Genomic DNA, 19,302 nt, shown 5'->3' on the forward strand with positions numbered 1-19,302 from the left:
AATTTGCAGATTCCGAACACCCGTTCATGCTGAGCTTGTCGAAGCAGGGTGGCAGGCGTCCTTCGACAGGCTCCGGACGAACGGAATGAGCGTAACGATATGCAAATAAAGAAGCTCAAACTTTCGGGCTTCAAAAGCTTTGTCGATCCTACGGAACTGCGCATTGAAAAAGGCCTGACCGGTGTCGTCGGGCCCAATGGCTGCGGCAAATCCAATCTGCTCGAAGCCATCCGCTGGGTGATGGGAGAAAACTCTGCCAAATCCATGCGCGGCGGCGGTATGGAAGATGTGATCTTTGCCGGCACGGAAACCCGTCCCCAGCGCCAGTTCGCGGAAGTCGCCCTTCATGCCGAGCGTGAAACCGACGATGTGTCCTCGCTCCATGTTGGTGACAATGACAGCGAGCTTGAAATCGTCCGGCGAATAGAGCGCGGTGCCGGGTCTGCGTATCGCGCAAACGGCACCGATGTTCGCGCCAAGGATGTTGCGCTGATTTTTGCAGATGCGGCGACCGGCGCGCATAGCCCTGCACTTGTCAGCCAGGGTAAAATCAGCAACGTCATTTCCTCCAAGCCGACCGACCGGCGGGAAATGCTCGAAGAAGCGGCTGGTATTTCCGGTCTGCATGTGCGGCGCAAAGACGCCGAGCAGAAGCTGCGCGCTGCGGAAAAAAACCTCGCCCGGCTTGATGATATTCTCGGCGATATGGAACAGCGCGCCAATGCACTGCGGCGGCAAGCGAAGCAGGCCGAGCGCTACAAAAAACTGAGCGCACAGATTACCACAGTCGAAGCGCGCCTGATTTTTGCAAGATGGCGCGAGGCGGCGGCGGCAGCGGATTTGGCCAAAGCGGAAGCGGAAGCCGCTGAGTCAAAAGTCAACACGGCACAAAACGCCCAACAATCGGCAGTCGCTGCACAAAATGACAGTGCCAGGACGCTCGGTTTGCTCCGCGCTGACGTGCAGCGCGCGCGGGATGAAGCCAGCGAGTCCAGCCATCGCTTGATCACCCTTACAAACGAGCGCGATAATCTGAAATCGCGGTTGCTGGACCTGCAAGCACAGGCGCAGCGGATTAGCGATGATAACGCCCGCGAAGATCAGCTGACCCGTGACGCCAGCAATGCTCTATCTGGTCTGGAGGCTGACGAAAAGCGCCTCTCTGGCGAACTCATCAATCTGGAAACGGAACGGCCGGAACTTGAGAAGCAGGCCGAGAGAGCCGAGCGCGCTGCCAGCGAAAGCGAAGTCGAACTGGCCAAGGCAGTGGCTGAAGAAGCGCGTATCCAGGCCGAAATCAGGGTCGCCAATGCGGCGCTGGAAGCAGCCGAGGTTCGCCACGCACGGCTTGCCAACGAGATGGAACGTCTCGCGCAGGAACGCGCCGAGATGGGTGATGAGACGGAATTGAAAGCGGCCTGTGACGCGGCGATCGCGGCCCGCGAAACGGCCCAAAAGCAGGCTGATGGTAGCGGCTTGCAGATTGGTGAACTTGAATCACAACGCACATCTGCCAGTGAAGCGCGAGATGCAGCGGAGTCTGCGCTGGCGTCGCTAAAGGCAGAGCTGGCCGGGCTGTCTTCCGAACATGGCGCATTGGAGCGCGAGCTTTCCAAAGCCGAGAGTGATCATAAGGCGATTGATCAGGTGAAAGCGGCGCCCGGATATGAGCGGGCGCTGGCAGCGGCATTGGGTGACGATCTGCTGGCTGCGGTCGGCGAAGATGGCGACCGGTACTGGGGCGGTAGCGATGCGGTCACTTCGGGCGGAGCGCCATCAGGCAGCGAGACATTGCTTGATCACGTCAAGGCACCATCACAATTGCACAACCGCCTGTCACAGATTTTTGTTGTTGATAGCGACAACGGGCAATCCCTTTCCGTTGGTCAGCGCCTGGTGACAAAATCCGGCGCGCTCCGGCGCTGGGACGGATTTGTTGCGCGCGATGATGGCAATGCCAGTGCCGAGCGTTTGGTGCGGATCAATCGTCTGGAAGAGCTGGGTCGGTTGCTTGATCCGGCTCAGGCGAAAGTTACCGATGCGGAAACCGCTCTGCAGGCGCAGCAAGACGCTATTGCAACGGTAGAACAGCAATTGTCTGATGCACGAAATGCGCGGCGCGAGGCGGAAGATTTATTGCGGCAGGCCCTTCGCGAAGCCGATCAAGCTGAGGAAGCCCTGGCTTGGCTAAAAAAACGCACAGCCAGCCTCTCCGAACGCGAAACGGCGCTCAAACAGGAAACTGCGGCGGCACTTGCCGAATTGGAAGATGCACAAAAAGCGCGCACCAGCCAGCCCGATGGCGCGGCGCAGGAACAGGCGCGCGCGGCGTTGCAGAACCAGCGCGACGCAGCGCGGCAACAGGTCATGTCGTCGCAGGCAGCGCTCTCCGGCCTTGATCAGAAGCTTTCTCACATAAAAGAGCAAAAGGCCGTCGCGGTGGCGCAGATCAAATCCTGGCAGGACCGGTCCGGCGAGGCCGAAACGCGAATGGCGCAGATGACCAAACGCGCCGCGGAGATCGAGATAGAAGTTGAGAAGCTGGCGGATCGCCCGCGCGTTATCCATGTTGAAGTGGAAAAACTTCAGGAGGCGCAAGAGGCACTCAACGCTGTCGTCGCCGAGAAAGACGCCGCGCTACAGGCAGCGGAACTCGCCCAGCGCGACCACGAAGATCGACTCAATCAGGCCAGCGAGGAACTAAGCCAGGCGCGCGAAGAACGCGCCGGCGCCAAAGCGCGTTCTGAAAACCAGGATTTGCGCCGTGTGGAAATGGGCCGGATTTCGGCTGAGAAATTTGAATGCCCGGCTCCGCTTCTGCCTGAAAAACTGGCGTTTGACGAAGACACAGTGGGCGAGGCATCGCTGGAATCGGCAGAACTCGAACGCCTCACCCTGAGCCGCGAACGGATCGGGCCGGTGAATCTGGTCGCGGCGGACGAGCTGGAAGAGCTGGAAACCGAGTGGGAGAAATCGACCAGGGAAAGCGGAGAGCTGAACGAGGCGATCAACCAGTTGCGCGGCTCTATCGGAAGCCTGAACCGAGAAGGTCGACAGCGATTGCTGGCGGCGTTCAAGGAAGTGGACCAGCATTTCCAGCGACTGTTCTCGACGCTGTTTGACGGCGGCCAAGCGCATCTCGCATTGATCGACAGCGATGATCCGCTTGAAGCCGGTCTGGAGATTATGGCGCAACCGCCGGGCAAAAAACTGACCTCGCTGACCCTGCTCTCCGGCGGCGAGCAGGCTTTGACCGCCGTCGCGCTGATCTTCGGATTATTCTTGACCAATCCGGCTCCCATCTGCGTGCTCGACGAAGTTGATGCGCCGCTGGATGATGCCAATATCGAGCGATTTTGCGATATGCTCGACAAGATGGTGGCCGAAACCAACACGCGCTATCTGATCGTGACGCATAACGCGGTGACGATGAGCCGGATGCACCGGCTATTCGGCGTGACGATGATTGAGCGGGGGATTAGTCAGCTGGTATCGGTTGATCTGGATGCGGCGGAAGAGTTGCTGGCGGCAGAGTGAGCGGCAGGCAGCGTATCATAAAGCGCTTGAAGAGCTACTGGAAGCTGGAAGCAGGCAATGCTTTCCTCATCCCCGCAATGATGTTCTGGTTCACCGGCGGAAACCTCGGCCTAGTCAGCTATGTCGCAATGGCGCCAATGATACTGCTCTTGCTTATAGGGGCCGCCTATTGGCACGCCAAGTGGTTGCAGTTGACTGATGCCAGTTTTGATATTGTCCCGCATTTGACAATATTTCGGAGGCTCCGTACTCCAGCATTGGTGCTGACAATCACCGCCCTGGGCTGGACGATTTATGCGTGGCTCAATACTTCTATCAGTGTTGGCTTTGCTGACCGGGTTGTCGCGAGCATTGCCTCCGGCCTCGCGCTGGCGGAATATGTGAACTATTATCATCGGCAATTGCAGCATTTTGACAATGTCGCGGATTTCAAACGACTGCTCAGGGGGAAGGGTTTTCGGCGTTCTCAGATGGCGATTGATTTGGAAGAGGTGGGAGCTGACCAAACTGGTAAAAGTTGATTACCGTTGCGCCTAGTCCCCCAAAACCAACCTCGGCCCCGGCCCCTTCAACCCCGCCCGGTCCTCTGGATTATAAAGCGCGCATTTCTTCAGGCTGAGACAGCCGCAGCCGATGCAACCATCCAGCCGGTCGCGCGTGCGTTCCAGTTCCGCGATCCGTGCATCAATCACTTTTCGCATCGCTTTGCTGATCCGCGTCCAGTCTGCCTGTGTCGGGGTTCGACCCATCGGGAGTTTTGCGAGTTGGCGTTCAATCTCGCCGATGCTGAGCCCGAGTTGCTGGGCGATCAGAACAAAACTCAATCGCCGGATGTCGGAGCGCAGGAACCGTCGTTGGCCGCCACTGGAGCGGAAGGGTTCAACCAGACCTTTTTCTTCGTAGAAACGAATCGCGGAGACTGAAAGGCCGGTGCGGGCAGCGAGCGCGCCGATGGTGAGAGCCTTGGTTTGGGGCATGTCTCAATTCCTCGAGTTAGGCCGTCATTGCGAGGAGCAAATGCGACGAAGCAATCCAGAGCCACGGGTGCCGCTGTGGATTGCTTCGTCACGCCCGCAATGACGAGAGCAGAATTTTCTTGACCTCAACTTAGCTTGAGGTTGTACGAATCACAAGCATGGAAAGCTGGCGGCAGATAAACTCTTGAAAATTCAGGGCCATCGAGCCTCCATCTCTTCCATCGGCTCTCAACCCAAGATCAAGAAAAAGGAAATGAAAAATGATTATCAAGACAACAGCCGCCGCGCTGGAACACGTCAATATAACCGTCAGCGATCCGCTGCGCTCAGCCGAACTTATGCAAGAGCTATTTGGCTGGCATATCCGGTGGGAGGGGCCATCAATGTCGGGGGGCCACACGATCCACGTTGGGACTGAGTCGCAATATATCGCGCTTTATTCCAATGACGAGGTAAAGGCTGCAGATCCGACATTTCAGAAGGGCGAGCCAATGAACCATATCGGGGTGATGGTCGATGATCTCGATCGAGTGGAAAAAAGCGTCATTGCCGCTGGATTGGAACCATTTAACCATGACGATTATTATCCGGGTCAGCGATTCTACTTCTTTGACTGGAACGGGATCGAATTCGAAGTGGTCAGCTACGCCTGATTGCGGTGCTTGTTCACTCCAGAAAACCCGCCAAAGAACCCGCCAAAGAACCCGATGGCTGGGTCGCAAAAACCATCGGGTCCCCCAGAGGAATATCTCCAAGCTACCAAAAATTCAGGCTTGAAGTCTGGTGCAACGTCATCTGCGTGACGCCGAATGACGTTGCACATTCTGGGTAGCTGATGATTCGATGGAGGGTTGTGATGAGCATCACGCTCAGCGTAATAATGCCAAAAAAAATGGCAGTCGGTCCACAGATAAATCTGCTTTCCGGCTGCCACTGCACCTGATTTGGGACTGCGACCCTCTTGCGAAGCTCGCTTCCGCTTTTCTGGTGTCCGGTTTCCGGGCCAATATCTCTGTTTTCTGTTCTCCGTTCCGCCGCTTGCGCTTTGGGACTGCGGTTTCAAACGTGATATTGGTCCAGTCACCTGATGATTTTCTGTCGCAGATCCGCTCCAGCTTACGCCTTTGCTTTTCTGGTTCTGTCCAATCATCAATCAAAAGATCAGTCTATCATTCTTGCAAATAACGAACCGGTCGTCCTGATTATCTTCCGTTCCTTATCTCTCCCCAACGGGTCATTGCTGACTGGTCGCCGGTTGTGAGCAAAGCCCTTCCGATAAATCTGTTATGACAGATGACTCCGAGTCGGACCTAATATAAAAAACCAACTTATCCACAGGTCATCAAATAAGCAGTGGAAAAACACTGCGCCTGTGGTGGAAAACTATAGCTATGCCAATTTATGTCAAGTTGGGGCGGCATAATATCCGTTGGTCCGGCCTTTCCAATCGGGAGGGGATGGGGAAAGGACCGGACCTTCGGAGCAATTCCGGCGCCAACCGGGAGGAGAGAGCGGCACCGGAACTGAAACTTTTCGTAACTTATATTCGCGCTTAGACCTGAACCGAAGACAGCAAAACGACGCTGCTGACGGCAAAGGCGGCTACGATATTGAAAAGCGTTTTCATGGAGTTTCTCCTTGGTTAAAAACGCCCGCCAAACATCAACTTTCCTGCTTAACTTATAGTGAGTAAATGGTTTCCAGTGAGTTAAGTTGCAATTGAAAACGGAGTAAAAGCAGTTGCATTGTTTGCAACCAATCCTACTCCGCTTCACCAGGTAATGCGCGCCTGAATTTCTGATATTATTAGAAAATACCCTTGAGCAGCTTCCGTCCCTTATCCAGCGGATTTTTGCGAAACTTGGCTTCTTCGAGCCCGATATAGGAAAAAATCCCGTCCAGCGCTTGTTGCGTCACGCTGTCGGTCAGCCCGTCGCGCGAGATATCGGCTCCCGCCATTGACGCAAGGGATGATAGTGAACCAAGTTTCTCCACCTGCTGATAAGCGCCGGTTTCGCCCAGAGCTTTTTCCACCAGGGGCCGGATCTTAACCGCTAGATCCTCGCCTGCGCTCTTGCGCAAATAATCGGTTCCGCCGGTTTCGCCATTGGTTACGATACCGACGCCGTCCGTGAGGGTCATATCGTCAATTGCCGAACGAAATATCGGTTTCGCTTCCAGCGCCGCTTTGCCAGCCGCATCGTTGAGCGTCTTGGTGATGTCTGTTGTCAGGCCCGCTTTGCTGGTGAACCGCAGTATGCTGCTCGCCTTCTTTAGTGGTCCGGGGAGCAATATTCTCACCGCCTTGTCTGCATAGAAAGCGCCGGGCTGGGACAACTTATCGAGCGCGCCATCAGAAGCATTGCCGAGCAAGCTTTTGACACCGCCGCTTTGCGCCATCGCTGGAGCAACCATGATCGGAGAAAAACTGATCGGCACTGCAAACACCGCTGCTGCCAGAGCAAATTTCGTCCTGCTGGTAATATTCCACATCATTCCTGCTCCTCTGTGTTTAACCGCCAATACTATAGCATAGCAGCGCAGTCGCAAGCTGAACAGATCAAGCCATAGGCGTAAACATTGGTAACAGGAGTTGCTGCGTGAGCAAAAATCAGCTCTCGGAGAAAGTCAGCTTTCCGGCTGTTTCCTTTGATGATTTCGAGTCCAATGTTAAATCAAACGGATCGCCTTCACCAGTTTTGCCAGACAGGCCATTGGAACTTTTTGCTACCTCAAAGCTCTCCGCCTTCATTTTTTCTTCAAACCAGGAAGTCAGCGTTTTTGTATCTGTCGGCGCTACAAAACTCAGCGTGACTTTGCCGCCCTTCCCGTCCTTATCTTCAACATCAAGTCCGGTTACTTTCGTGCCGGGGTAAAGCGCCACATTGTTAAGATCGAAATCATCGCTATCCAGCGTGATTGAGGGCAGGTCCACATCCAGGGAAAAGCCATCCGCCTTGATCGAGAATTTGCTATCCTCGCCATCACCGCCAATCTTGATTTTATCGGCTTTACTACCATCGCCGCCAAGATCGACCGAGAATTCCACGCCATCGTCTGCGCCTTTCTCACTGTCTGTTCTGGAACAAGCGGACAGTACTAATGGCAGCGCGGCCAATGCAATAAAATGTCGATAGGTCATAATAAACTCCAAACTGTATTGCCTGAATAATACAGCATGGAGTGATAACGTCAAGCGCGGGCTATGTTATGTAGCATCAATGCCCGCACCGGCATGCGCGTTCACCACGCCGCCATCCACAGGCAATGTCGAGCCTATGACATAATCTCCTGCAGAACTGGCCAGGAATACCGCCGCTGATGCCATATCTTCTGGCTTACCGATCCGACGAGCCGGAATTCCGGGTGCCACCGCATCGCCATGATCACGCGCTGCCTTGTTCATCGTTGAGGCAAATGCGCCCGGCGCGATACCGGTCATGATGATATTTTCATGCACCAGCTTGGAAGCCATTTTGCGGGTCAGGTGAATGACCGCCGCCTTTGAAGCCTGATAGCTATAGGTTTCCCAGGGGTTTACCTTCAGTCCATCAATTGAGGCAATGTTGATGACTTTTGCCGGCTGCTCAAAGCTCGCAGCGGCCTTAAGTTGCGGATGCAGTGCCTGGGTTAAAAAGAACAAGCCTTTGACGTTCGTGTCCATCACCTTGTCCCAGCCACTTTCGGGAAAGCTGATATATTCTTCACCCCACGCCACACCGGCATTATTCACCAATATGTCGAGCTTCTCTTCACGCGAAGCGATTTCTGCGGCGAGTGCTTTGCAGCCTTCCACAGTGGAGATATCGCCCTGAATATAGGTACAATTCTCGCCAAACTCGGCAGCTGCGGCCTCGCCCTGGTCTGCTTTGCGACCAGAAATATAGACTTTCGCACCTTGCGCCAAAAAGCCTTCGGTGATCATCGCGCCAATACCGCGTTGTCCGCCGGTGACCAGAGCCACACGACCTTCGAGCGAAAACAGTTTATTAAAATCCATTGTTCAGGTTCCTTGGTTGCTGGCCACTAGTATCCGTGCATCTCGGCAACGAGATTAGTGTGATAATTGGCATCGCCCATAAACTCGGCAAGCGCCCGGTCCCGCTTCATATAGAGACCGATGTCATATTCATCGGTCATACCGACGCCGCCGTGCATCTGGACACCTTCTTTCACTGAAAGCGCCGTTGCCCGGCCCGCTTTGGCTTTGGCAACCGATACCATCAATTCGGCTTTCGATGACCCTTCATCGAGCATTTGCTGCGCCTTGAGAACCGTCGCCCGCGCAATTTCCATCTCGCTGTAGAGATGCGAAACGCGGTGTTGCAATGACTGGAAGGTCGCGATGATCTTATCAAACTGCTTGCGGCCCTTGATGTAGTCGACGGTAATATCCATTGCCCCAGCGCCAACGCCAAGCGTTTCCGCAGCAGAGCCAGCCCGGCCCGCATTGAGCAGGCGCTTCAACACCGTGCCGCCCTCGTCTACTTCACCAATCACGGCGTCGGCATCGACAACCACACCGTCAAACTCGACATGGGCAGCCATCGCGCTATCGACCAGACGCACGCTGTTGCGTGAAAGACCGGCAGCGTTCGTATCAACCGCAAATAGGGTAAGGCCCTTATCTTCGCCAGCGCTGCCGCTGGTGCGCGCTGCTACAATTAAAGTATCAGCCGAACCGCCCTGCACGACAAATTGCTTCTTGCCGTCGAGCTTGAAGCCATTGCCTTCACGCGTTGCCGCCATACTGATCTGATCGGGGCGATGCTTTGCGCCCTCGTCAATTGCCAGCGCCAAAACGCTATCGCCCGACAATATTCCGGGAAAATATTTATCCCGTAGCGCTTTGCCGCCGGCGTTCAGCGCCTCAACGCCCGCAACAGCGGTCGTCAAAAACGGTGAAGGCGTAAGATTGCGACCAATTTCTTCTAGCACCACTCCGGCTTCGACATGGCCAAGACCAAGGCCGCCTTCGTCTTCTGAAACCATGATCCCGGTAAAACCCATTTCCGCAAATTTTTTCCACAGATCATGGGAGAAACCATCCTTGCAATTCTTGTCACGGAACTCGCGGAAGTGGGCAACATCGCCCTCGCCTCTCATAAAGTCGGCGGCGCTGTCTTGCAGCATTTTCTGGTCGTCATTTAGATAAAGCGGCATTTGCTAGTCCTTGTCTTTCGGTCCCGTTCGCTTCGAGCGAAGTCGGGAATCCCTAACCCCAATGTGTCGTGACACCACACGAAACGTACGGAAATTTTGGCTATCTATTTCGTTCAAGCACCCGGCAATTGCAGGATTTGCTTGGACACCACGTTGAGCATCACCTCACTGGTGCCGCCTTCAATGCTATTGGCTTTGGTCCTGAGCCAGCTTCGCGCGGTCAGGCCGCCGTTGGTTGCCTCACTTTCCCATTCCAGCACTTCGCTGCCACCAGCCGACATGATCAGTTCATGCCGGCGTTTGTTAATTTCAGTACCCGCATATTTCATCATATTTGGCTGCGCCGGATGGCAAAGACCGGCCTTGAATGTATCACCAAAACGCTCCGCCATCGCGCGGAAGGCCAGCACTTCGATGTCCATTTCCGCCATTTGCGCACGAAGCATAGGATCGTCGAGACGCCCCATTTCATCGCGACCATATTGATCAGCGAATTTGGCACCAAGAGAAGTTGCCCCTTCAGCGCCTCCACCAGAAATCATGCTGCGCTCATGTCCCAGAAGATATTTCGCGACATCCCAGCCGCGATTAACTTCGAATACGACAGATGACACGCCGTCACCGTAAGTTTTCGGCACTTTCACATCATCAAAGAAAGTCTCGCAGAAAGCAGACTGCCCTGAAATCAGCACGATCGGTTTGGTCGTTACGCCATCGCTCGCCATGTCGAACAGCATGAAGGAAATGCCCTTGTGCTTCTCGCTCTTGTCGGTCCGCGTCAGGCAGAAAATCCAGTCAGCCTTGTCGGCGTAGCTGGTCCATATCTTCTGGCCGTTGATGACAAAGTGATCTCCAGCGTCAACTGCACTTGTTTGCAGCGAAGCCAGATCAGAACCCGAGCCTGGCTCCGAGTAGCCTTGGCACCAGCGAATTTCGCCGCGCGCGATTGGCGGGAGGAAATGTTTTTTCTGCTCTTCGGTGCCAAAGTGCAGCAACGCAGGGCCAAGCATCCAGATGCCAAAGCTGGATAGCGGCGAGCGACATTTTAGACGGGCCATTTCCTGACCGAGGATTTTCGCTTCCGCCCGGGATAGTCCGCCACCACCATATTCTTTCGGCCAATCGGGAACCGTCCAGCCTTTCTGTGCCATGATGTCCAGCCACTCTTTCTGCCCCGGCTTGAAGGTCGGATTCCGCCCGCCCCAGCAAGCATCGCTTTCATCAACCACGGGCGCGCGCATTTCTGGCGGGCAGTTGGCTTCGAGCCAGGCTGCCGTCTCTGCGCGAAAGATATCAAGATCGGACATGACGAATTTCCTTTTAATTGATCAATTAAAGTTGGACTATCATATTTGCGGTCTGTGGTTCAATGATTCCCTTGATCGCAAAGACAAAAACTTTAGCGCGTTAAACGGAGCGCAAGATTCCGTAACGGTAGGTTTGAAAAATAATGCAAGCGATTGACGCATAAATTGCCCGGCGCTTATGTTGAAAAGAAAAACAGGAGAGCATGAGGATGCGATTTGAAGGCAAAACCGCGGTTATCACCGGCGGATCATCAGGAATCGGCCGTGGCACTGTAGATCTGTTTTTGCGCGAAGGGGCCACTGTCGTGGTGGGCGACATCGACGAAGCGGAAGGCTCTGCGATGATGTCTACGCTGGGAGAGGGCTTTCATTTCAAGAAGTGCGACGTGACACAGGAAGAGCAGGTCAAGGCACTGATGGACCATGCTGCGGAGAAAACCGGCGGGATTGATATTGTTTTCAACAATGCGGGCGCCGGTGCTTCACGCAACCCGATAGACGAGATTAGCGGTGACGACTGGGATTTCGCTATGGCGTTGCTCCTCAAGTCTGTCGCGATGGGTATCAGGCATTCCGCCCCGCATCTGAAAAAACGCGATGGCGGGGCGATTATCAACACGGCGTCGGTTTGTGCTTTTCAGGCAGGTTTTGGCCCGATTGCTTACTCGACCGCGAAGGCGGGCGTTTTGCACCTCTCCAAAGTCGCCGCCGCTGAGCTCGCGCAATATAAAATCCGAGTCAATGCGATTTGTCCGGGGTTTATCCAGACCAATATTTTCGCCGCCACCGTTGGCGCAAACAAGGAAGAAGCGGCCCAGATTAATTCGGTTCTCGGGCAAGCGGCTGCCGGCGCTCAGCCGGTTGCGCGGCCCGGTGTTCCGAACGACATTGCCGAAGCTGTCGCCTATTTCGCTTCGGATGCCGCCGGTTTCATCACTGGGACGCATTTGCTGGTTGACGGCGGTTTACTGGTGGGCACCCAAGCAAGCTGGGATCCCGAAATGCCGGGCATGTTGGATGCAATATTACCGGAACATTTACGTTGAGCGTTTTAACCGACCCGCTACCGACCAGAACCAAAGTTCTCTACGGTTTTGGTTCCATCGCTTACGGCATTAAAGACAACGGCTTCGCGACCTTCCTGCTATTCTATTATAATCAGGTTATCGGGCTTCGCGCGGATCTTGTCAGTCTCGCGATAGCCATTGCGCTCTTTGTCGATGCCTTTATTGACCCTGTCATCGGTCAGTTGACCGACAGAACACGAACAAAAATCGGTCGCCGCCATCCGTGGCTCTATGCGTCTGCGATTCCGATTTGCATAACTTGGCTATTACTATGGCATCCGCCGGAAGCCAGCGAGATGGTGCAGTTTTTCTATCTGCTTGGCTTTGCCATCCTGGTAAGACTGGCGCTATCGCTTAACGAAGTCCCGGCCCTCGCTTTGCTACCGGAATTGTCCCGGGACTATCATGATCGCACCGCCATAACCCGCTATCGCTACCTTTTTGGCTGGGCGGGCGGATTGCTGCTGATGTTTTTTGCATATGCCGTTTTGCTGGTGCCGACCGAGGAATATCCCGACGCTCTGCTCAATGCAGATGGCTATACAACCTACGCGATCATCGGTGCATTTGTGATGGCTTTTGCTGTTTTGGTGGCGGCGCGTGGCACCCATAAACGGATCGTAACCGCTTATAATGAAGCCGATAAACTGCCCCAAACCTCGGAATCGCTGAAAGAAATATTCAGCACGTTCAAGTTCCGCCCGTTCGCCTTGCTAATGCTAGCTGGTGTGTTTGCCTATACCAACCAGGGCATAATCTTCGCACTTTCGCCGTATCTATTGACCCATGTCTGGTTGTTTGGCCAGACGGAGCTGTCAATATATTCACTCACTTTGTTCATTGCGGCGATCATCGCCTTTTTGATCGTCAACTATATCTCCCGGCGATTTGGCAAGTCGCGGTCAGCTTGCTTCATGGTCGTCGCATCGATCATATTGGGGACCGCCCCTTACTGGCTTTACCTCGCCCGATTGTTTCCTGAAGCTGGTTCGTCGTTTCTGTTGCCAGTCTTTCTGGTGTTCATCATCTTGGGCACGGCTTGCGGAATTTGTGTGCTGATCCTCACGATGTCGATGATGGCAGACGTCACCGACGCTTATGAATATGAATATGGCAAACGCTCGGAAGGCGTGTTCGCTTCTGGCGTGTGGCTGATGCAAAAATCGGTCGGGGCTCTGGGTATATTGTTCGCCGGCTTGATCATCGCCGTGGTCCAGCTCCCGGACAAAGCCTCCCCGGGATCCGTCGATCCTGCGATTGTTGATAATCTGGTCTGGATTTTTGCGTCGCTGACCGTGGTGATTGGCTTAATCGGCGCATGGACTTTTACCCTGTTTCCGCTGGGTGAGCAGGACCACAATGACCGGGTCGCGGAAATTGCTAAGGCGGCCGCGCTACCGGTTCGGCCGCCGGTTTCATAAAACATATTTTCCTGTCAGTTTCGCGGTGGCAATGACCATCCGCCTCTGATACGTAAATTGCATAGTTAAATTTCAAGAACAAAGAAAAGGACTTGGGCATGGACTTCGATCTTACGGAAAAGCAGGAATATTGGCGCAATCGGGTACGCGAGCATATCGAGAATCACCTACGGCCCCGCGTCGCTGACTTTAACAAAGAAGAAAGCACGGGCGAACGTTGGAAAGTCCTACAAGTTGTCGAGGAAGAGAAAAAGAAAGCCAAGGAAGCGGGTATCTGGAATCTCTTCATGCCCCCTGCCAATCCTAATCTTACCCATATTGATGATGTTTTCGAGTTTGAAGGTCCCGGTCTGACCAATATGGAATATGCGCTTTGTGCCGAAGAAATGGGCCGCGTTGGTTTCTCATCCGAAGTGTTTAACTGCTCCGCTCCCGACACCGGCAATATGGAAGTCTTCCATCGCTACGGCACGCTCGAACAGAAAGAGCAATATCTGCGCCCGCTGATGAACGGAGAAATCCGGTCGGCATTCCTGATGACCGAACCCGCCGTTGCCTCCTCGGATGCCACCAACATCGAAACCGCAATTGTCCGCGATGGTGATGAATATGTCATCAACGGCCGCAAATGGTGGTCCTCCGGCCTCGGCGATCCGCGCTGCAAAATTGCAATCTTGATGGGCAAGACCACGTTCGAAGGCAGCCGCTATACGCAGCAGTCCCAGATCCTGATGCCCACCGATGCACCTGGCGTGAACATCATACGCCACTTGCCAGTCTTTGGTTATGATGATGCACCGCATGGTCACATGGAAGTCGAAATGAAGGACGTGCGTGTACCGGCATCAAACATCCTGCTGGGTGAAGGCCGCGGCTTTGAAATCGCGCAAGGTCGCCTCGGGCCTGGCCGCATCCATCACTGTATGCGGACAATTGGTGTCGCTGAAGAAGCGCTCGAGAAAATGGTCAAGCGCCTGCAATCACGCATCGCTTTCGGCAAACGCATTTCAGAACATAGCATTTGGGATGAACGCGTTGCCCGTGCGCGTATCGATATCGACATGAGCCGTCTCCTCTGCCTCAAAGCGGCGGACATGATGGACAAGGTCGGTAACAAATATGCCAAGGCCGAGATTGCGATGATCAAAGTGCAGGCTCCCAACATGGCGCTTAAAATTATCGATGATGCCATTCAAGCACATGGAGGCGGCGGTGTTAGCAATGACTTTGGCCTTGCCAGTGCCTATGCTCATCAACGGACCTTGCGCCTCGCTGATGGCCCGGATGAAGTGCACAATCGTACGATCGCCAAAATGGAATATGGCAAATATGCGGAAACAGCTGATGGCAGCAAAATGAAAGACGAAATCTCGTCCGGTGATTTGGCCGTTACTCGATAAGGATATAAAATAATGAAAGCTGCAGTTCTGGTTGAAGTGGGCAAACCGCTCGAAATCGAAGACGTTACCATCTCGAAGCCAGGACCGCATGAAGTGCTGATCCGAACGGCGGCCTGCGGGCTTTGCCATTCGGATTTGCATTTTATCGAAGGCAGCTATCCGCACCCGCTACCGGCCATTCCGGGCCACGAGGCGGCTGGTATTGTGGAGGCAATCGGGAGCGAGGTGCGCACGGTCGCGGTTGGCGATGCTGTCATCTCCTGTTTGTCAGCCTTTTGTGGCCATTGCGAATTTTGCGTGACCGGCCGCATGTCGCTATGTTTGGGTGCTGATACGCGGCGAGCAGAGGGCAGCGAACCGCGTTTATCACGGCCAGATGGAACGCCGGTCGGTCAAATGCTCAACCTTTCCGCATTTGCAGAACAGATGCTCATCCACGAAAATGCATGCGTCCGGATCGACCCGGACATGCCGCTAGACCGGGCGGCAGTCATTGGCTGCGCGGTGACGACAGGCGCGGGCACAATTTTCAATGCCTGCAAAGTCACGCCAGGAGAAACCGTTGCGGTTGTTGGCTGCGGCGGTGTTGGGCTGGCCACAATTAATGCTGCAAAAATTGCTGGCGCGGGGCGGATCATTGCCGCTGACCCCATTCCGGAAAAGCGCGAGCTGGCCAAGAAACTGGGCGCGACCGATGTGGTCGATGCGATGGCCGATGATGCCGCCGCACAAATTATCGAAATGACCGGCGGCGGAGTTGATCATGCCATTGAAGCGGTTGGTCGTCCGGCCTCTGGTGATCTGGCGGTCGGATCACTCAAACGCGGCGGCACGGCCACCATATTGGGTATGATGCCGCTTGATCACAAAGTCGGTCTGAGTGCGATCGATTTGCTCTCGGGCAAGAAACTGCAGGGGGCTATCATGGGCGGTAATCGCTTTCCGGTTGATATCCCCCGTCTTGTCGATTTTTATCTGCGTGGACTGCTTGATCTGGACAGCATTGTGGCAGAGACGATTCCACTCGAGCAGATTAATGACGGCTTTGAGAAAATGAAAAAAGGTGATGCGGCGCGCTCCGTCATCACGTTCGCATAGACGGAACGAGGGACTTGATGAATCCACAAGAAGACATGACCGGCACTATGGCGGTGCCCGATAAGGACAAGCTCGACGAAGCCAGTCTTCAGAAATGGATGGAGGCCAATGTCGAAGGCTTTGCTGGTCCGATGGAAATCAGCAAGTTCAAGGGTGGCCAGTCCAATCCGACATATAAAATCGAAACCTCGGGCGCTGACTATGTTCTACGCAAGAAACCGTTCGGAAAACTGCTGCCTTCCGCCCACGCCGTAGACCGCGAATTTCGCGTTATTGCCGGGCTGCATCCCACTGGCTTTCCGGTCGCCAAACCTTATGGCCTTTGCGACGATGATAATGTCATTGGCACGATGTTCTATATCATGGGCATGGCCGATGGCCGGACGCTGTGGGACGGCACTTTACCCGATAGCAATCCGGAAGAACGCCGCGCGATCTATTACGAGATGATCGACACACTGGCTTTGCTTCACAGCTATGACCCGGCGGAGCTTGGCCTCGAAAAGCACGGTAAACCCGGTAATTATTGCGAGCGCCAGATTTCACGCTGGACCCAGCAATACCGGCTCTCCGAACTTCAAGTCATTCCGGAAATGGATCAGCTGATTGAATGGTTGACCAAAACCATTCCGGAACAGAAATATTTCGGGATAGTCCACGGCGACTATCGCCTCGACAATATGATTTTTGCGCACGACGAACCAAAGGTCATCGCGGTGCTTGATTGGGAACTCTCGACGCTGGGCGATCCTATTGCCGACTTTGCTTATTGGCTGATGGCCTATGAACAGGAGCCGGAGGGCCGCAGCGGTCTGAAGGGTCTTGATGTCAAGGCCCTCGGTATACCGACCCGCGATGAAGCCATAGCGCGCTATTGCGAGAAATCCGGCATTGACGAGCTCCCGCCAATGGATTGGTATCTCGCCTATAATTTGTTCCGGATTGCTGCTATTCTGCAGGGCATTCAAAAACGCGTGGTGGATGGCACCGCGAATAGTTCAGCCGCAGCAGAAATGTCGGACCGGGTAACGCCGCTGGCGCAGGCTGGATGGGAAGCTGCGAAACGCGCTGGCGCATAAAGGAGCAAAGTGATGGGTGACCTTCAGGACAAAGTCGCGATAGTGACCGGTGCCGGCAGCGGAATAGGCCGCGCGGCGGCGATACTGTTTGCCGAACATGGTGCAAAGGTCATTGCCAGCGATATTACTGATGATGTCGAGGAAACTGCCAAAGGATCCGATGGAAATATCATCGCCATCAAGGCCGATGCGGGCGACGAAGGTGATATCGAAATGCTGGTGGAAGCGGCTGAGACCCGCTTTGGTGACTTGCATGTGTTTTTTGCCAATGCAGGTATTGGCGGAGGCTTTGAAGGCATTTTCAATAGCAGCGTCGCTGAGTGGCAAGAAGTCCTGCGGGTCAATCTGATCGGTCCATTTCTGGCGACCAAATATGCTGGCAAGGTTATCGCCGAAAGCGGTCATGGCGGATCAATCATCTGTACCGCCAGTGTGGCCGGCATCCGTTCGGGCGCAGGCGGCCCGGCCTATTCCGCCTCCAAAGCCGGTGTAATCAATCTGGTTAAAGTCGCGGCCCAGCAATTTGCCACATCCAATGTCCGTTGCAATGCCATCTGCCCCGGCATCACCGAAACCGGCATGACCCAATTTATCTATGACAAAGCGCGGGAAAAAGGAAAAGAAGATCGCCTCGGCTATCTTAATCCCCTCCGGCGCGGCGCGGCGCCTATTGAAATGGCGGAAGTTGCCTTGTTTCTGGCCTCCGACCGTTCATCCTACGTCAACGGGCAAGCCATTGCGGTCGACGGGGGCCTGAGCGCTTCGCACCCTGTCACCCGGCAGGAATTTGGTAGAACCGCCGTTTAGCTAGTTGGCGAACGCCAGATCACCCGAACCCAGCTGAACAAAATCCACGCGTCCTTCGGTTGATCCGCAAAGAAATGTCCGTTCTTCACTATTGCTCAAATCACCTTCGACACGCCAGCCGTTGCCGTCTTTGGTTACCGAACGAATTTCCGATACCCTAGCATCGCTACCCGCGCGCTGCTCTGCTGCATTGGAGCAGACATTGATCGCCTGATCGACCGATCCCGCACCGCGGTCAGCAGATCTGCTGTCCGAGCGCCGGTCATCATATCGCTGGTTGTCGCTGCGATAATCGCGATCTCTGGTATCACGATCTTCATAGCGTCGATCCGTTTTATTTTTGGAAGCAGCACTTGCGATGGCTGCGATCCCACCGATAATAAGAATACCCGCAAGCACATCACCGCCGTCAATCCGGTCGCGGTGACGCCGGTGCCCATATCCGCGATAACCTCTATATCCGCGATTACTACGCCAGCCCTCTGCTTTCTCGACGTCCGCAGACCAGCCCAATGCGCCCACCTCGAACGGTGTCGCAGTTGCAATATTCGGATTCATTGGAGCCGCCATTGCCGGCGTGAAACCGGTAAATACCAAAGCAAGCGACGCAGTGGCTGTTGCAATTTTACTACTCATTGTCATGATCGATACCCCTGTCAAGAGCAGATATCATAATATGAAATCTGCGTTAGTACAAATATAGTTGGCCCAGCCTGTCGCCAGGCTGAACCATGATTTTGAGTTTGTATCTTAGTGATAATTGCCAAGACCTTTCAAACGAAGATCGGTAATCTGACGGCCTTCGATATAACAGGTAAATTTGCCGGTGTCATAGTTGCTGTAGCGGCGGTTATATCCGCTCCGATAGTGACGACTGCGACGATTATCCTGTACCGCGATCCGGCCGCTCACTTTGTAACCATAGCGAGTCCGATCAACTTTCCGAACTTCGGTCACGTTGGCTCGGCCCCAACGGCTCGCCCGGTTTTCAGCGGCGCGAACACATTTGTTCACGGCTCGACGCGGACGGATACGCTGGTTATGGCCATAATCGTAATTCTGGTAGCGGTCACCGCGATAACCGCGATCATAATTGTTATTGTAGCGATCATTCTTGCCCGACGTCAGTATCGCAGCCAGTCCGCCGAGAACGACAGCTCCTGCTATTACTTCACCTGCGCTAATCCCATCATTGTTATGACCGCCTTTGGCCGTTGCCGGGGTTGCTGAAACGGCCATCGCAGTTGCGGCAGCGGTTCCGACTATTGCTGTTTTAAGAGTCTTCATGTCCACTTTCCTTTATAACTGCTCAAGAACCATTTCCCGAGCTGTGTTGCCCTTCTGAATGATTCCCATTGAGCAGAGACTGAACTGGCTCGACAGGATTTGTTAAGGTTAAGGGGTGATTTTATGAACAACGGAGTTTTTTGGTTTTTATTGGAATGA

The 19,302-nt window shown here is 54.4% G+C and carries 17 protein-coding genes; 9 read left to right on the plus strand and 8 right to left on the minus strand.

What is annotated here, in order from left to right; all coding sequences use genetic code 11:
• The first annotated feature begins 99 nt into the window (after positions 1-99).
• Together smc and HF685_RS07750 are read left to right on the plus strand one after the other, a co-directional pair.
• Positions 100-3,537: a chromosome segregation protein SMC gene (gene smc / locus HF685_RS07745; protein ID WP_168819055.1), complete on the plus strand. Its 3,438-nt coding sequence runs from the start codon at positions 100-102 to the stop codon at positions 3,535-3,537.
• Positions 3,534-4,058, plus strand: a complete 525-nt coding sequence (locus tag HF685_RS07750; protein WP_168819057.1) for a hypothetical protein — start codon at positions 3,534-3,536, stop codon at positions 4,056-4,058. The genes smc and HF685_RS07750 overlap by 4 nt, the downstream gene beginning before the upstream one ends.
• Positions 4,059-4,070: 12 nt before the next feature.
• Here HF685_RS07750 and soxR read toward each other — a convergent pair whose 3' ends face one another.
• Positions 4,071-4,514, minus strand: coding sequence for a redox-sensitive transcriptional activator SoxR (gene soxR / locus HF685_RS07755; protein ID WP_168819059.1), 444 nt, complete (start codon positions 4,512-4,514; stop codon positions 4,071-4,073).
• A 260-nt stretch (positions 4,515-4,774) separates the two neighbouring features.
• Between soxR and HF685_RS07760 the strand changes: the two genes are divergently transcribed.
• The gene (locus HF685_RS07760) at positions 4,775-5,167 is read left to right on the plus strand and encodes a VOC family protein (protein WP_168819061.1); all 393 of its coding nucleotides are present in this window, start codon (positions 4,775-4,777) and stop codon (positions 5,165-5,167) included.
• 1,153 nt (positions 5,168-6,320) lie between these two features.
• On the opposite strand, the gene HF685_RS07765 is transcribed toward HF685_RS07760, so the two are convergent.
• From HF685_RS07765 to HF685_RS07785, 5 genes are all read right to left on the minus strand, one after another.
• Positions 6,321-7,010: a DUF4197 domain-containing protein gene (locus HF685_RS07765; protein ID WP_246218806.1), complete on the minus strand. Its 690-nt coding sequence runs from the start codon at positions 7,008-7,010 to the stop codon at positions 6,321-6,323.
• 115 nt (positions 7,011-7,125) lie between these two features.
• Positions 7,126-7,656, minus strand: coding sequence for a hypothetical protein (locus HF685_RS07770; protein ID WP_168819063.1), 531 nt, complete (start codon positions 7,654-7,656; stop codon positions 7,126-7,128).
• Positions 7,657-7,722: 66 nt separating this feature from the next.
• Positions 7,723-8,514: an SDR family oxidoreductase gene (locus HF685_RS07775; protein WP_168819065.1), complete on the minus strand. Its 792-nt coding sequence runs from the start codon at positions 8,512-8,514 to the stop codon at positions 7,723-7,725.
• 26 nt (positions 8,515-8,540) lie between these two features.
• Positions 8,541-9,677, minus strand: coding sequence for an acyl-CoA dehydrogenase family protein (locus HF685_RS07780; protein WP_168819067.1), 1,137 nt, complete (start codon positions 9,675-9,677; stop codon positions 8,541-8,543).
• A gap of 113 nt (positions 9,678-9,790) precedes the next feature.
• The gene (locus HF685_RS07785; RefSeq protein WP_168819069.1) at positions 9,791-10,984 is read right to left on the minus strand and encodes an acyl-CoA dehydrogenase family protein; all 1,194 of its coding nucleotides are present in this window, start codon (positions 10,982-10,984) and stop codon (positions 9,791-9,793) included.
• A 209-nt stretch (positions 10,985-11,193) separates the two neighbouring features.
• Here HF685_RS07785 and HF685_RS07790 point away from each other — a divergent pair, with 209 nt between their 5' ends.
• The 6 genes from HF685_RS07790 (at position 11,194) to HF685_RS07815 (ending at position 17,856) form a co-directional block, all read left to right on the plus strand.
• On the plus strand, positions 11,194-12,030 hold the full coding sequence (locus HF685_RS07790) for an SDR family NAD(P)-dependent oxidoreductase (protein ID WP_168819071.1): 837 nt from the start codon (positions 11,194-11,196) through the stop codon (positions 12,028-12,030).
• A complete protein-coding gene (locus HF685_RS07795) occupies positions 12,027-13,472 on the plus strand; it encodes an MFS transporter (RefSeq protein WP_168819073.1) in 1,446 nt (481 codons plus the stop codon). Before HF685_RS07790 ends, HF685_RS07795 begins: the two co-directional genes overlap by 4 nt.
• 98 nt (positions 13,473-13,570) lie before the next feature.
• Positions 13,571-14,872 carry an acyl-CoA dehydrogenase family protein gene (locus HF685_RS07800; protein WP_168819075.1) on the plus strand — a complete coding sequence of 434 codons (1,302 nt, stop codon included), beginning with the start codon at positions 13,571-13,573 and terminating at the stop codon, positions 14,870-14,872.
• A gap of 9 nt (positions 14,873-14,881) precedes the next feature.
• The gene (locus HF685_RS07805) at positions 14,882-15,970 is read left to right on the plus strand and encodes a Zn-dependent alcohol dehydrogenase (RefSeq protein WP_246218822.1); all 1,089 of its coding nucleotides are present in this window, start codon (positions 14,882-14,884) and stop codon (positions 15,968-15,970) included.
• 17 nt (positions 15,971-15,987) lie between these two features.
• Positions 15,988-17,049, plus strand: a complete 1,062-nt coding sequence (locus tag HF685_RS07810; RefSeq protein WP_246218823.1) for a phosphotransferase family protein — start codon at positions 15,988-15,990, stop codon at positions 17,047-17,049.
• A 12-nt stretch (positions 17,050-17,061) separates the two neighbouring features.
• On the plus strand, positions 17,062-17,856 hold the full coding sequence (locus tag HF685_RS07815) for an SDR family NAD(P)-dependent oxidoreductase (RefSeq protein WP_168819079.1): 795 nt from the start codon (positions 17,062-17,064) through the stop codon (positions 17,854-17,856).
• Here HF685_RS07815 and HF685_RS07820 read toward each other — a convergent pair whose 3' ends face one another.
• Together HF685_RS07820 and HF685_RS07825 are read right to left on the minus strand one after the other, a co-directional pair.
• Positions 17,857-18,492, minus strand: coding sequence for a hypothetical protein (locus HF685_RS07820; RefSeq protein ID WP_168819081.1), 636 nt, complete (start codon positions 18,490-18,492; stop codon positions 17,857-17,859).
• A gap of 114 nt (positions 18,493-18,606) precedes the next feature.
• A complete protein-coding gene (locus tag HF685_RS07825; RefSeq protein WP_168819083.1) occupies positions 18,607-19,143 on the minus strand; it encodes a hypothetical protein in 537 nt (178 codons plus the stop codon).
• Positions 19,144-19,302: the final 159 nt, after the last annotated feature.

The organism is Parasphingorhabdus halotolerans (assembly GCF_012516475.1).
GTDB classification, from domain to species: domain Bacteria; phylum Pseudomonadota; class Alphaproteobacteria; order Sphingomonadales; family Sphingomonadaceae; genus Parasphingorhabdus; species Parasphingorhabdus halotolerans.